Below are 13,808 nucleotides of genomic sequence, written 5' to 3'. Positions count from 1 at the left end.
CCCGGGAAGTCGGGGGTTTTTGCGTATCTGACAGCCGAACTACGATGCCGGCATTCAGACACCGAGATTCACCCCGCGGCGGGTCGCTGCGTCACGCTGCGAAACCGGCGTAGCCGCAGACTGTTGCCCACCACGAACACGCTGGAGAACGCCATGGCGGCGCCGGCAAGCATCGGATTGAGCATTCCGAGTGCTGCGATCGGGATCGCCGCGACGTTATAGGCGAAGGCCCAGAACAGGTTCGACTTGATCGTGCTGAGCGTCCGGCGTGACAGCCGGATCGCATCTACGGCGCTGAGCAGATCGCCGCGGACGAGCGCGATATCGGATGCTTCGATCGCGACGTCGGTGCCGGTGCCCATGGCGAGCCCCAAATCTGCCTGGGCTAGCGCAGGCGCATCATTCACGCCGTCTCCAACCATGGCCACGACCCTGCCCGAGGCTTGCAGTCGCTTGATGACATCGACCTTGTCCTGCGGAAGAACCTCGGCGATCACCTCGTCAATGCCCACGGCGGCGGCGATGTGCTGCGCCACGGCATTGTTGTCTCCGGTCAGCAGGATGGGCTTCAGCCCCAGGGCCACGAGCCCGCGGATCGCCTCGGCACTGGTCGGCTTGACTGTGTCAGCCACGACCAGGACGCCGCGGGCGGCGCCGTCCCAGCCGACAGCGACAACCGTTTTGCCTTCGGCCTCGGCCTGGGCCTTCGCGGCGGCGACGCCAGGGGAGAGGGTGAGCGACCAGTCGGCAAGCAGCGACTCGCGCCCGACGACGACGCTGTGCCCCTCCACAACCCCCTGCACGCCCTTGCCCTCGATGTTACGGAAGCCTTCGACCGCGGGCAGCGGTGCCGGTGCGGCCTTCGCGACAGCCTGAGCGATTGGATGCTCGGATGCGTGCTCGAGCGCTGCGGCCAGGCGCAGCAGCTCATCAGCATCCGTTCCGTCCTCCGCGATGACGTCGGTGAGTGTCATGCGCCCGGCGGTGACGGTGCCGGTCTTGTCGAGCACGACCGTGTCGACCTTGCGCGTGGACTCGAGAACCTCTGGGCCCTTGATGAGAATCCCCATCTGCGCGCCGCGACCGGTACCCACCAGCAATGCGGTCGGAGTCGCGAGACCCAGGGCGCACGGGCAGGCGATGACGAGCACTGCGACGGCAGCGGTAAAGGCTGCCGATACCGGGAATCCGGCGACGAGCCAGCCGACAAGAGCTGCAGCAGCGATCACGATGACGAGCGGCACGAATACACCGGAGATCCGGTCGGCGAGCCGCTGGACCTCGGCCTTGCCGGTCTGCGCATCCTCCACGAGCGTGGCCATCTGTGCGAGCTGGGTATCCGCTCCGATGCGCGTCGCGCGCACCACGAGACGCCCGCTGGCGTTGACGGTCGCCCCGGTGACGGCATCCCCCTCGCTGACCTCCACCGGCACCGATTCGCCGGTGAGCATCGACGCATCCACGGCCGAATTGCCCGAGGTCACGACTCCGTCGGTGGCGATCTTCTCGCCGGGACGCACGACGAACTCGTCGCCCACACGCAGTTGGTCAACGGGGATGAGCGACTCGACACCGTCGCGCAGCACAGCGACATCCTTCGCGCCCAGCTCGAGAAGCGCCCGCAGCGCCGCGCCGGCCTGACGTTTGGAACGCTTCTCGAAGTAGCGTCCGGCGAGAATGAACATCGTCACACCCGCGCCCACCTCGAGGTAGATGTTCCCAGCACCGTCCGAGCGGGAAAGCGCGAACTCGAAGCCGTGCGTCATACCCGGCATGCCGGCGGTTCCGAAGAACAACGCATACAGCGACCAGAAGAACGCCGCGAGCGTGCCCATCGAGATGAGCGTGTCCATGGTTGCGGCGCCGTGTTTCAGATTCGTCCAGGCCGCCTTGTGAAACGGCCACGCGCCCCAGACGATCACGGGGGCAGCCAATGTCAGCGACGCCCACTGCCAGTACGTGAACTGCAGCGGCGGAATCATCGCCATCAGGATCACCGGCACAGTGAGAAGGACCGAGATGATCAGCCGTTGGCGCAGGGCCGTGAGCTCAGGATCCGCGTCGGATTCGATGGGAGCCGCCTTCGGCGCGGGAAGCGCAGCGGTGTATCCGGCCTTCTCCACCTCGGCGATCAGGAGCATCGGGTCGATCCCGGCGGGAGCGGTGACCTTCGCCTTCTCGGTCGCATAGTTGACCGTTGCGGCGACGCCGTCGAGCTTGTTCAGCTTGCGCTCAATGCGGTTTGCGCACGACGCGCAGGTCATCCCACCGATCTCGAGCTCAACGCTCGCGCCTCGGGTTGTGGGGGTGCTCATCGGGTGCTCCTCGGAAACGGCGGATGGAAGGACGGGATTCCTTGTGTCAGGCGCGGGTCGCTGAGTACCCGGCCTCGTCAACGGCGGCCAGGATGGCGTCGTCTGCGATCGGGCCGGATGCTGTGACGACGAGCGTGCCGCTCTGTGCGCTGACCTCGACCGACTCGACCCCGGCGACCTGGGTGACTTCTTCGCGAACGGACATCTCACAGTGTCCGCAGGTCATTCCGGTGACCTGGTATTCGATCGTGCTCATCGTCTGCTCCTCTGGTCGTCTGCTCGGATGCCCCGGCGGGGCCGTTCACTCAGAGTAACAGAGTACCCCAGGGGGGTATTCCCGATGCCTTTCTGAGACGGTTTATGCGTCGTGGACGTGTACATGCCTTCTACGCCATACTTTGCTTAGGTCCGATTCGTACAGACATCGAGAATTTCGGCAGTTGCTTGCCCTCGTGTCACGCGTCGAACCCCATTCATCAATGACGAAGGGTCACACTTAATGTCTTTCTGGTCTGCAATCTGGGATGTGCTGCTGTGGGCACTGACCTTCACGGTCTTCATCGCCTACCTGATGGCGCTTTTCTCGATCATCAGCGACCTGTTCCGCGACCACAAGCTCAACGGTGTCGCCAAGGCCGTCTGGTTGATCTTCCTGATCTTCCTGCCGCTGCTTACCGCTCTCGCCTACCTCATCTTCCGAGGAAAGGGTATGAGTCAGCGTGCGGCTGCTCAGCAGCGCGCCGCACAGGATGCAGCGGATAGCTACATCCGCACCGTCGCGGGTAACCCGGTCCAGGACATTGCTCGCGCCAAGGAGTTGCTGGAATCGGGAGCGATCACCGCTGACGAGTTCGCTCAGCTCAAGTCGGCAGCGCTCGCGAAGAGCTGATTTCATTGCACGACAAGAGGCTCCCGACTTCGGTCGGGGGCCTCTTTGCCGTTCACCCGCGCATTCGGAGCATGAGACGATGTGCGCACTGCTGCGACGAGAGGAACTCCCATGCCTGTCTCCACCGCCGATCTCTACGACGAGCTCGGAGAGAGCATCCAATCCTTGCCGGTGCAGTTTCGCGCGTTCGGACGCAAGGCTGCGTTCGACGGCCGCATCCGCACGATTCGCTGCCGGGAAGACAACGCCCTGGTGAAGTCGACGCTCGCGACGCCCGGCGATGGAGCCGTGCTCGTCGTCGAGGGAGGTGCTTCGCTGCAGACAGCGCTGATGGGTGACCTGATCGCCGAATCCGCTGTCGTGAACGGCTGGGCAGGCGTTGTGGTCAACGGCGCGATCCGCGACAGCGTTGCGATCGACATGCTCGATCTCGGGGTGAAAGCACTGGGAACGAACCCGCGCAAAAGTGCCAAGCTCGGCACGGGTGAGGTCGACGTCGATGTGTCGTTCGGGGGAGTGCTCTTCCGAGTCGGTGCTCATCTCTACAGCGACGAAGACGGCATCCTCGTTGAGCGGTGAACCTGGACTACCAGGGCGAGCGATCGCCCTCAGGCCGTCTGCAGGATCCGCGAGGTCGCGCGGGCACTGAAGTACAGACTCTCCACCGGTACGCATTCATCGACCGCATGGAACTGGCCGTAGACGTCGAAGTCGTCCGGAACGCGCAGCGGCACGAACCCATACCCGTGCACTCCCAGCCGGGCGAAGTGCTTATTGTCCGTGGATGCCGGCAGCAGATAGGGCACGACGACCCCACCAGCATCCTCGTCTGCGATAGCGGCGCGGATCACCTCGATCAGCCCCGAATCTATCGGAGAGTCGATCGGATCCATCGACCGGAACTGCTCGACCTCGACGCCATCACCAGCGAGCAGTTCGAGCTCGGCCAACAGGGAAGCCTCACCCTGCGGCAGCGCTCGATAATCGATGATCGCCTCGGCCCTGCCGGGGATGATGTTGCTCTTGTCGCCGGCGCGCAACACCGTGACGGCGGCCGTGTTCCGCGCTGCTGCGGCGATAACACGTCCGACGAACCCGATCTCTTCCAGCTCAGCATCCAGGTTCGCATCGCTGAAAACGACACCGCGCGCATGCCCGAACTCGGACAGGAACTTCGTCAACGCGGGGGTACGCACGACCGGGAAGCGGTGTTCACCGATCCGCGCCACCGCGCCCGCTAGCCGCGGCACGGCATCGCTCGGTCGCGGCCTCGACGCATGCCCCGCCTCACCGCGCGCGGTCAGCCTCACACTGCCGACGCCCTTCTCCGCCGTCGCGATCAGATAGGCGCGGCGGTCGGAGTCCAACGGCACCGAGAACCCGCCCACCTCGCTGATGGCCTCACTCGCACCCGTGAACAGCGCGGGCCTGTTGTCGACCAGCCACGATGCGCCCCAGACGCCCCCGCTCTCCTCATCAGCGAGGAACGCGAAGATCAGATCACGACGAGGACGGATGCCGGAACGAGCGAAGTGGCGGGCCACTGCGAGAATGACGCCGGCGAAGTTCTTCATGTCGACGGCGCCGCGGCCGTACAGCAGCCCGTCCTCGATTTCGGCGCCGAACGGCGGATGAACCCAGTCCTGCCCGCTCGCCGGAACGACATCGAGATGCGCGTGCACGATCAGCGCCGGGGCATCCGGATCGCTCCCGGACAGTCGCGCGACAACACTGCCGCGACCGGGAACAGGCTCGATGAACGTCGTGTCGATTCCCACCTCAGCCAGCCGCGCCTGCACGAAGCGGGCGGCACGCGTCTCACCATCACCGATCGTTGCCGCATCCCCGGTGTTGACGCTGTCGATGCGGATGAGTTCGCGCACGAAGCTGAGCGCTTCGTCTTCCAGAAGAGTCACGCCATCACCGTACAGCGATGATCGAGCGGGGGAGGCACGTTACGCGGCGTTACCGTCGGAGTAGGGGCGGGCGTGAGCGCGTGGTTCACTCGCTCTCGTGAATAAAACCCGTGTGAACAAGAAGCTCCTGTCCGTTTTCGGCGTCCTCGCAGCCGGTGTGCTGACGATGTCGATGGCGGCCTGCGCGGGTGGTGACGCCGCGGCTTCCGGAACGGGCGAGGCCTCCGGCAGCGACGAAAGCAAGATCGTGCTCGCCGCCGATGACGGTGTCGAGGCACACTGGACGATCCTCAAGGAGAAGCTGGCCGACGAAGGCATCGAACTGGAGGTGCGAACCCTCACCGACGGTGTGCAGCTCAACCAGGCCGTTCAGGACGGCGAAGCCGACATCAACCTGTTCCAGCACCTCATCTTCCTCTCCGACTTCAACGTGAACAGTGGCGGAACCCTCGTGCCAGTCGGCGCTACGGCGGTGTACCCACTCGCGCTGTACTCGGAGAAGTACACCGATGTCGCAGACATCCCCGCGGGCACGGTTGTCGCGATCCCGAACAACCCCACCAACCTCGCACGTGCTCTGCTGAACCTGCAGCGCGCAGGTCTGCTTGAGCTGAAGGACGGCGGCGACGCTTTCTCCTCCGAGGCGGACATCGTCGACAGCAAGATCGAGATCCTCGCGGTCGACTCGAACCAGACCGTCACCGCTCTCAAGGACGGCAGCGCTGGAGCAGCTGTCGTCAACAACACCCAGGCGCAGAAGGGCGGCCTCGGCGACGACGTCATCATCTTCAAGGAAGACCTCGACAACCCCGAGCTCGCGCCCTACATCAACGCGTTCGTCGTGAAGGACGAGGACAAGGACGATCCGCGCTGGGCCACGCTCATCGAGGCCTACCACTCCACCGAGGTCGAGGCCGCGGTCGCTGAGTTGAACCAGGACAACCTGCAGTTCAAGGGCGACTGGACCGCAGCGGATCTGCGGGCCGAGCTCACCACCCTCGAAGACCAGCTGCGCGAGAGCAAATAACGCAGACGAGCACGCGCACGACGACGGGTCCTATGAACAGCATCATCACGTTCGAACAGGTCTCCAAAGCGTTCCCCGGAACGCGCAAGGGACCCGTCGTCAACGCACTGCAAGACGTTGATCTTGAGGTCTCCAGCGGATCGATCATCGGAGTCATCGGATACTCCGGCGCCGGTAAATCCACGCTGGTTCGCCTCATCAACGGGCTCGAGAAGCCCAGCTCCGGCACGGTGAAGGTCCTCGGCACCGATGTCGGTCGGGCTTCCGAGAGCGAGCTGCGATCTTTGCGCGGACGCATCGGGATGATCTTCCAGCAGTTCAACCTGTTCGCCTCGCGGACGGTGCGCGGCAACGTCGCGTATCCGTTGAAGGTCGCCGGTTGGAAGAAGGCCGACATCGGTCCGCGCGTCACCGAACTGCTCGATTTCGTCGGCATCGGCGACAAAGCCGACCGGTTCCCGCGTGCGCTTTCTGGCGGGCAGAAGCAGCGCGTCGGCATCGCCCGTGCGATCGCCGCGAACCCCGAACTGCTGCTCGCAGACGAAGCCACCAGCGCTCTCGACCCGCAGACCACCGGTGAGGTGCTGGCGCTGCTGCGCGAGATCAATCGCACTCTCGGCATCACTATCGTCGTCATCACTCATCAGATCTCGGTCGTTCACGAGCTGTGCGATCAGGTCGTCGTGATGGACGGCGGCCGGGTCGTCGACAGCGGCGACACGTACCGTGTGTTCGCGCATCCGCGGGCCGAGCTGACCGAGCGCTTCGTCGCTGCGGTGACCCAGGGCGTACCGACCGGCGAGACTCGCGAAGCCCTGCTCGCCGGCGGTGGCACGCTGATCAGCGTCGACATCAACGAGTTCACCAGCGAGGATGTTGACGAGATCTTCGAGAAGCACGCCGTGCGCCGCGCGGTCGTCTTCGGCGGAGTCACGGATATCCGTGGGCGCCAGCTCGGCACGCTCACGTATCGCGTGCAGGCGGCGGCGGATGCCAGCGCCGCTGTCGTTGCCGATCTCTCCGTGCGCACCAGGGCCGAGGTTCTCCGCGCCGAAGGTGCAGTCGCGGCATCCGGATCGGCGGTCGCAGAATGAACAGCGCAAAACTCGCCACCGACTGGAGTTCCCTCAGCCCGGTGCTGATGCAGTCGATCCAGGAAACCATCTACATGGTGGTTGTCACGTTGTTGATCGGCGGTGTGGCAGGTCTTCTGATCGGTGCGGTGCTCTACGCCACGCGCCCCGGAAACCTGTTCGGCAACCGCGTCGTGTTCAACCTGATGAACCTGGTGATCAACGTCATCCGCCCGATCCCATTCATTATCTTCCTCACCGCCGTGGGGCCGGTGACAAAGGTCATCGCCGGAACGACCCTCGGCACGGACGCTGCGATCGTGCCGATGACGATCATGGCGGCGGTCGTGATCGGCCGCGTCGTAGAACAGAACCTCGTCGCTGTTGATCCCGGCGTCGTCGAGGCGGCCCTCGCGATCGGCGCGAAGCGGATCTCTATTTTGTTCGGCGTCGTGATCCCCGAGGCGCTTGCGCCGTTGATCCTCGGCTACACGTTCATGTTCATCGCAGTCGTCGACATGTCGGCGATGGCCGGATACATCGGCGGCGGCGGACTCGGAAACTTCGCGATCATCTACGGCTACCAGCAGTTCAACCAGGAGGTCACCTGGGTCACCGTCGCGATCGTCATCGTGATCGTTCAGGTCGGTCAGCTGCTCGGCAACTGGCTCGCGCAACGCGTGCTGCGGCGGTAGGGCCGCTCAGTCCACCTTCGCGGTGACCAGAATCGGTCGGTGATCGCTGGAGCGCTGCGGCAGGGTGCGGATGCTGTCGATCGTGAAGCCATCAGAGGTGGCGAAGTCGTAATGCCCCTTGAACACTCGATACCGGGTGTAGGTGCGGTCGTCGCTGAGCGTCAGCGTGTAGCCATGGTCACGCACATTCTGGCTGAGGCTCTCCTTGAAAACCGGGTAGTTGTAGTCGCCCACCATGAGCACCGGCAGCCCCACTCCCATCGTCTCGAGCTCGGACAGTGCAGCGCGGATCTGATTGCGGCGCAGCGAGTTCAGCGCCGTGAGAGGGGCGGCATGGAATGATGCCACGATCAGCTCGTGTCCGTCGTCGATGTCTAGCAGACGCACTCCGAGCACACGCTCGTGAGCGGGCTTGAGAACGCGGTCATGCATCGACTTCTTCAACCCAAATGTGCGAATCTCCTGCAGCCGGAAGGTGTTCGTGCGGTAGTAGATCGCCAGCCCGAGGCGGTTGCCGTGCGTGGCATCCGCAAGCGCGAGGCCGCCGATCTCGTCCGGCAGGGCAGCCACGTCGCATTCCTGGAGGCAGAGAAGATCCGGCGCGTGCTCGGCGGCGAGCTCCTCGAGCTCGGTTGCAGCACGGTGTTTGCGTAGGTTGTACGAGATGACCTTCACACCGTCCACGCTACTGCGATCTGCCGTGTGATGGATGACCAACCGGTGCTCAGTCGTCGAAGCCCCACCGCACTCCCAGCGTGGCCGGACCGAAACCGAACCGGAACACGTGCACTGAGGTACCTGCCACCTCAAGCGACCTGACGGCCTCACCCTCCCCGGCATCGACGAACTCCTCGCACCAGTCCGCAACAGCATCCGGATGGAAACGCACCCAGATCGCCGTCTGCCGTGCGGGTCTGGACACCGCGTGAGACGCCTGCCGAGTCTGCGGGTACCCCGGTGCATACAGCTCAGTGAACTCGATCATCGTGGTCCCGCCGGCAGGGACAGGCCGGTCGAGTGTGAGAACGTCGCACACGACCTTCCCACCCGGATGCACATACGGAGGGGCGAGCGTGCCACCGATCACGTTCACTATCTTCTTCGGCTCGACACCTGGCTCGGGGACGAAATCGAACAGGGGCACTGACGTCATGCTGGGCATCGTGGACTGTACCAGGGCGCGCATCGTGACGCTCTCCACCGCACCGTTTGAACCGACCTCAACCGTGGTCAGCGTGCTCAGATCGCGAAGCCCCGAAGACGGAGTGGTACCGAGCACTTTGGTGATTTCCTCGATCGCAGCGCTGATCTCCGCAGCGCTCGGCACGTATGCGGCAGGGAGCGCGCCGACTCGTGCAATGGGTTGAATGAGCTCACTGAGGCTGCCGGGACTCAGCCCGAGCAATGCTTCGATCTCGTCGACTGCGGCGCGTGAGGCGGTGCCTTCGGGATGTCGATCTCCTGAGCGCCAGTAGCTCAGCGTGGCCATCGACACCGGAGTGGCCCGGTCGTGCAGGTGCCGATGAAGCCAGGTGAGCGAGACATCGCGTGCGATGATCGCCTCGCTCAGCGCAGCGGCGAATCTGCGGTCGTAGTCAGAATCGTTCTTCGTCACAGTTTCCCCCGATCCCTGTGAAGAACCCACCAATAAGGTCATTGTACGGTTCCGATCGCGTCCCTCCGGATGCCGGGGCCGTCGTATCGCGGGGCGATCAATGGGGCTTCGTCCGCTCGATCGACTATCCGGTGGCTGCTGGGGGGAGGCCACCGGGTAGTGGCACTGCTACTCGAAGTTGCGTCGCGCCCTCGTCTGCTCGGCGCGCACCGCGAGGAGGTCATCTGACGGATAGCCGACCTCAGTCAGTGTGAGTCCGCGCGCGGCGAGGACGGCGAAGCGGCTCGTGCGCTCCAGTGCATCACGCAGTGCGACGAGGTCACTGACATCGAGCCTGCGGGAACCCACAGCTGCGCACGCACCAACCAGCGCCCGCACCATGCTGTGGCAGAAAGCATCGGCCTTCACCTCGGCGACCAGTGCCCCGTCGGCATCGCGTTGCCAGCGATAGTCGAGAAGGGTTCGGATCGTCGTCGCGCCCTCCCGCGGCTTGCAATAGGCCGCGAAATCATGGAGTCCGATCAGCGACTGTGCCGCAGCATCCATCGTCTCGACGTCGAGCTCACCCCGGATGCTCGTGGTGTCGAGGCGGCGGGCGGGGTCGAAGCCGGTGACATCATCTGCGAGGCGATAGCGATAGCGGCGCCACACCGCTGAGAATCGGGCATCGAAACCGGTCGGCGCGAGCGAGGAGCGGTGCACGGTGACATCGGGGTATGAGCCGAGCACCCCGCGCACGCGGCGAGCTATCGACTCCGCCGGGCTGTGGGCGCTGCGGCCATTTCGCGATTCGAGTCGTTCCCATTGCGGCTCGGTGAGATCGAGATGCGCGACCTGGCCGGAGGCGTGCACTCCGGCATCCGTTCGTCCGGCGACGACGAGATGCACCGGGGAGCCGACGATCCGCTCGAGTGCCGTCTCCAGCGATCCCTGCACCGTGCGCAGCCCCGGTTGCTTCGCCCAGCCGCGGAAGTGGGTGCCGTCGTAGGCGATGTCCAGCCGAATTCGCACCTGGCCAGCTTAGACTGGGCTTTTGAATTCTTCTCGGCCGCACGCCGATACATACCTCTCCACGATGACGCAGACTCCTTCCTCCTCCACGCGCTTCGCGGGCCTCGACGGCCTGCGTGCAGTCGCCGTCATCCTCGTTGTCGTCTACCACCTCTTCCCGGCACTGCCGTTGCCGGGCGGATTCGTCGGTGTCGACGTCTTCTTCGTGATCAGCGGGTTCTTGATCACCTCGCTGCTGCTGCGCCCCTCGCACCGCGGACCTGGTCGACTGATCGATTTCTGGCGCCGTCGCGCTCGTCGACTGCTGCCCGCGCTCGTGGTCGTGATCACGGTGTGTGCGACAGCGGCGTGGCTGCTCGGCGGCGACCTGCTGGTGGGAATGGGCAGGCAGGTGCTGGGGGCGGCCACCTTCAGCTACAACTGGCTCGCCGTCGCGGACGGAACGGACTACTTCACCGCGACCGCCCCGGAGCTGTTCCGCAACTTCTGGTCGCTCGCCGTCGAGGAGCAGTTCTATGTGGTGTGGCCGTTGCTACTTCCGCTGGTGCTGCTGATCCCCGGACGATGGTCGCGCGTCGCGCTCCTCATGGTCGCAGCCGGCGGGTCGGCCTGGTGGATGGCACAGCTCGTGTCGGCCGGGGAGGTCACACGCGCCTACTTCGGAACCGACGCGCACGCTTTCGGGCTGCTGCTCGGCATTGCGCTGGCTCTGGCCACGGCCGGTATGCCCGATCGGGAATGGATGCGCCGGCGGAGGATGCAGGTCTGCGCGCTGCTGGTGGGGATCGTCGGCATCGGAGCGATCGTCGTTGCGTCGACGATCCCGGAATCACCTGATCTGGTGACATTCCCCGGAACCCTGTTACTGGCGACCACCGGCAGCGTGCTGGCAGTTTTTGCCGGCATCTGGCCGGGGTCCTGGTTCGGCCGGGGAATGGATGCTGCACCGCTGCGCTGGGTTGGGGACCGCTCCTACGGCATATATCTCTGGCACTGGCCGGTTCTGGTCCTGGTGCTGTCGGGGGCGCGTGGCTACGGACCGGAGGGCGGGGTGCCGTGGGTGGAGGGAATATTGGCGCTCGTGCTGTCGCTCGTCGCCGCGACGCTTTCCTATCGCTTCGTGGAGCAACCGCTTCGCCGTTACGGTTTCCGGCGCTCTCTGGGCGCGCTCGGGAGGCGGATCACGGGAAGGCCGCTCGCGCGCTTCGCCGGACTGGCAGCCTTGACCGTCGCGCTCATCGCCGTGGCCGGAACCTCTGCCGCGATCGTGCAGGCGCCGCATGCGACCTCGGCGTCGGCTGCGATCCACCGCGGCGAGCAGGCTGTGCAAGAAGCCGCGTCCGCGTCGCCGTCCGAGTCTCCGTCGCCGTCTGCGTCGCCGTCCGCGTCGCCGTCGGCTTCGCCGTCCGCGTCCGCGTCCGCTTCGCCCGAAGCATCCGACGATCAGATCGTCATCCCGGAAGGCGTGGATATCACCGCCGTGGGTGACTCGGTGATGCTGGCGTCGGCGCCATCACTCATGCAGAAGTTTCCCGGGATCAGCGTGGACGCGGAGGTGTCCAGATCGATCTGGGCCGGGCCCGACATTCTCTCGGCTCTGGCCGGGAACGGGCAGTTGCGCGAAAACGTCGTCGTCGCGCTTGGCACGAATGGGCCGGTCGATACGGGCGTGCTCAATCAGATGCTGCAGATCATCGGACCGGAGCGGCATCTGATCCTCGTCAACGCGGTCGCACCGCGCGACTGGATTCCGGGCGTGAACGCAGACCTTGAGGCGTTCGCCGACAGTCACCGTCGGGTCTGGATCGCGGACTGGTCGGGTGCCATCGCTCCCCATCAGGATCTGCTCGCCGGCGACGGGATCCATCCGGCGGCAGCCGGGGGAGACGTGTTCGCCGAATCGGTTTGGTCTGCTTTCGAGGGGATCGAGAAGGAGCGGCTGCGGGCCGAGAAGCGATACGAGCACGCGCCATCCGGCCGCGCTCATCACGTACCGTTCCCCGCGTAGCGCCACGCCGACGCGGCGCGCCCGCTCGCGGAGGTGTCGCTTGGTGTCGGGAGCGGGCGCTTGGCGCGGCCGTTTGCGACACCCGCTTCAGCGCGGCGTGAGTTCGGTGGGTCGGGCATGCGCGGGAGGTGTCGCTTGGTGTCGGGAGCGGGCGCCTGGCGCGGCCGTTTGCGACACCCGCGCGAGGGGCGTGGCGCGGCTTCGCTGCGTGACGGATGCTCAGCCGACCCAGCCGTGGCGCTTGAGAGCTGCGGCAACCCGCTGCAGGGCATCCGCCTCGCGACCGCGAATGTGTGATGAGGTCAGGCGGATGGTCTCCCACCCTGCTTCGACGTAGGCCTGATACTTCTCGATGTCACGATTCCATTGACCTCGGGATGTGCGATGGTGATCGCCCTCGACTTCCACGACCACTCGATATCGCGGGTACACGAACTCGGAGATCCCCAGTCGGGTGCCGTCGTAATGGATCTCCATGTCAAGCTCAGGGTCGGGCAGGCCTGCAGCCGCGGCATCCAGTCGGAACTCCGTCTCGAGTACGGAGGAACTTCCCACGCGGATCAGCCCCAGGGCTTCGTGAAGCTTCTTCGTCGACGGTGGACGCGGACCGCGGGCGAGTTCGGTGGCAAGGTCAGCGATGGTGGCGCGTGCAAACTCCGGATGCTGAAGCCCGAAGTTGTCGCGAGGAATCTGCACGAGCGCATCACCAATCGCCACGAGATCGCGCAGGTCATGATCACGGCCGAGCATCGCCCAAGTGCTCGCCGGACTCGTCAACCGCAGACCCTCGAACTGGCCGATTGTGACAAGATGCTCGGCTACCTTCCGCCCACGCACGCCCTTCGCCCGAGGTGCGCGTTGCGGCGCGACTACTGCGACGTCCAGCGCGTCAGGGAACTTCACCGGCAGGCTGTCGCCGATCACCGCCGCCGTTGCGCCGCAGAAGAAGGCGCCTGGCGGCATGACCATCGCATACGCGTGCGCGTCGTCGATCAGTTCCTGGCGCTTGCGGCGGAACTCGGCGTACGGTTTCTTGTCCCTTTCAGTTGCCGCACCCCGCTCCTCGATGAATCTGACGCTGCGGCGCACGCCACGGAAGGGGCGGGTGAGATCGCGTGCCCGCATCCTGCGGCGGGTGGCGCCGGCATCGGACGCGCGGCGAACAGAGAACTGCCCGCCGAGTTCCGGTGGGAGAGGTCGGGGAGATGGGGACATATTGGCAACTGTGCTCGTCGAGGTGGATGCTCGGGATGCCGAAC

Annotated in this window: 13 protein-coding genes; 6 read left to right on the top strand and 7 right to left on the bottom strand. The window is 65.2% G+C overall.

Annotated elements, in window-relative coordinates; all coding sequences use genetic code 11:
• Positions 1-68 precede the first annotated feature (68 nt).
• Together ACSU1L_RS13705 and ACSU1L_RS13700 are read right to left on the bottom strand one after the other, a co-directional pair.
• Entirely contained in the window at positions 69-2,315 is a 2,247-nt protein-coding gene (locus tag ACSU1L_RS13705; protein WP_439256153.1) for a heavy metal translocating P-type ATPase, read from the bottom strand.
• Between the two features lie 46 nt (positions 2,316-2,361).
• Entirely contained in the window at positions 2,362-2,571 is a 210-nt protein-coding gene (locus ACSU1L_RS13700; RefSeq protein ID WP_438253101.1) for a heavy-metal-associated domain-containing protein, read from the bottom strand.
• Between the two features lie 243 nt (positions 2,572-2,814).
• On the opposite strand from ACSU1L_RS13700, the gene ACSU1L_RS13695 reads away from it, so the two are divergent.
• On the top strand, positions 2,815-3,204 hold the full coding sequence (locus ACSU1L_RS13695; RefSeq protein WP_439256152.1) for an SHOCT domain-containing protein: 390 nt from the start codon (positions 2,815-2,817) through the stop codon (positions 3,202-3,204).
• A 111-nt stretch (positions 3,205-3,315) separates the two neighbouring features.
• Positions 3,316-3,783, top strand: a complete 468-nt coding sequence (gene rraA, locus ACSU1L_RS13690) for a ribonuclease E activity regulator RraA (protein ID WP_439256151.1) — start codon at positions 3,316-3,318, stop codon at positions 3,781-3,783.
• A 29-nt stretch (positions 3,784-3,812) separates the two neighbouring features.
• Here the strand turns inward: rraA and ACSU1L_RS13685 are convergent, their stop codons facing one another.
• Positions 3,813-5,120, bottom strand: a complete 1,308-nt coding sequence (locus ACSU1L_RS13685; protein ID WP_439256150.1) for a M20/M25/M40 family metallo-hydrolase — start codon at positions 5,118-5,120, stop codon at positions 3,813-3,815.
• Positions 5,121-5,217: 97 nt separating this feature from the next.
• On the opposite strand from ACSU1L_RS13685, the gene ACSU1L_RS13680 reads away from it, so the two are divergent.
• The 3 genes from ACSU1L_RS13680 to ACSU1L_RS13670 are packed head-to-tail and all read left to right on the top strand — an operon-like array spanning position 5,218 to position 7,915.
• Complete coding sequence (locus tag ACSU1L_RS13680; protein ID WP_439256149.1) at positions 5,218-6,147, top strand: MetQ/NlpA family ABC transporter substrate-binding protein; 930 nt, start codon at positions 5,218-5,220, stop codon at positions 6,145-6,147.
• 32 nt (positions 6,148-6,179) lie between these two features.
• Complete coding sequence (locus ACSU1L_RS13675) at positions 6,180-7,241, top strand: methionine ABC transporter ATP-binding protein (protein ID WP_438253105.1); 1,062 nt, start codon at positions 6,180-6,182, stop codon at positions 7,239-7,241.
• Positions 7,238-7,915, top strand: coding sequence for a methionine ABC transporter permease (locus ACSU1L_RS13670; protein WP_438253106.1), 678 nt, complete (start codon positions 7,238-7,240; stop codon positions 7,913-7,915). Before ACSU1L_RS13675 ends, ACSU1L_RS13670 begins: the two co-directional genes overlap by 4 nt.
• A gap of 6 nt (positions 7,916-7,921) precedes the next feature.
• On the opposite strand, the gene ACSU1L_RS13665 is transcribed toward ACSU1L_RS13670, so the two are convergent.
• From ACSU1L_RS13665 to truA, 3 genes are all read right to left on the bottom strand, one after another.
• The gene (locus tag ACSU1L_RS13665) at positions 7,922-8,590 is read right to left on the bottom strand and encodes an endonuclease/exonuclease/phosphatase family protein (protein WP_438253107.1); all 669 of its coding nucleotides are present in this window, start codon (positions 8,588-8,590) and stop codon (positions 7,922-7,924) included.
• Positions 8,591-8,639: 49 nt separating this feature from the next.
• Positions 8,640-9,530 carry a hypothetical protein gene (locus tag ACSU1L_RS13660; protein ID WP_439256148.1) on the bottom strand — a complete coding sequence of 297 codons (891 nt, stop codon included), beginning with the start codon at positions 9,528-9,530 and terminating at the stop codon, positions 8,640-8,642.
• A 168-nt stretch (positions 9,531-9,698) separates the two neighbouring features.
• Positions 9,699-10,541 carry a tRNA pseudouridine(38-40) synthase TruA gene (truA, locus tag ACSU1L_RS13655; RefSeq protein WP_439256147.1) on the bottom strand — a complete coding sequence of 281 codons (843 nt, stop codon included), beginning with the start codon at positions 10,539-10,541 and terminating at the stop codon, positions 9,699-9,701.
• Positions 10,542-10,563: 22 nt separating this feature from the next.
• Here truA and ACSU1L_RS13650 point away from each other — a divergent pair, with 22 nt between their 5' ends.
• On the top strand, positions 10,564-12,549 hold the full coding sequence (locus ACSU1L_RS13650) for an acyltransferase family protein (protein WP_439256146.1): 1,986 nt from the start codon (positions 10,564-10,566) through the stop codon (positions 12,547-12,549).
• A 219-nt stretch (positions 12,550-12,768) separates the two neighbouring features.
• On the opposite strand, the gene ACSU1L_RS13645 is transcribed toward ACSU1L_RS13650, so the two are convergent.
• Complete coding sequence (locus tag ACSU1L_RS13645; protein WP_439256145.1) at positions 12,769-13,764, bottom strand: hypothetical protein; 996 nt, start codon at positions 13,762-13,764, stop codon at positions 12,769-12,771.
• Positions 13,765-13,808 lie beyond the last annotated feature (44 nt).

Source organism: Microbacterium sp. A94, assembly GCF_051842855.1.
In the GTDB taxonomy this organism is placed as follows: domain Bacteria; phylum Actinomycetota; class Actinomycetes; order Actinomycetales; family Microbacteriaceae; genus Microbacterium.
Note: the sequence above shows the minus strand (reverse complement) of the source record. Positions and strands in the feature narration are given on the sequence as shown.

Coding starts and splice junctions, on each gene's coding strand:
- ACSU1L_RS13705 (WP_439256153.1), bottom strand. CDS start 2,315: ATGAGCACCCCCACAACCCGAGGCGCGAGCGTTGAGCTCGAGATCGGT.
- ACSU1L_RS13700 (WP_438253101.1), bottom strand. CDS start 2,571: ATGAGCACGATCGAATACCAGGTCACCGGAATGACCTGCGGACACTGT.
- ACSU1L_RS13695 (WP_439256152.1), top strand. CDS start 2,815: ATGTCTTTCTGGTCTGCAATCTGGGATGTGCTGCTGTGGGCACTGACC.
- rraA (WP_439256151.1), top strand. CDS start 3,316: ATGCCTGTCTCCACCGCCGATCTCTACGACGAGCTCGGAGAGAGCATC.
- ACSU1L_RS13675 (WP_438253105.1), top strand. CDS start 6,180: ATGAACAGCATCATCACGTTCGAACAGGTCTCCAAAGCGTTCCCCGGA.
- ACSU1L_RS13670 (WP_438253106.1), top strand. CDS start 7,238: ATGAACAGCGCAAAACTCGCCACCGACTGGAGTTCCCTCAGCCCGGTG.
- ACSU1L_RS13645 (WP_439256145.1), bottom strand. CDS start 13,764: ATGTCCCCATCTCCCCGACCTCTCCCACCGGAACTCGGCGGGCAGTTC.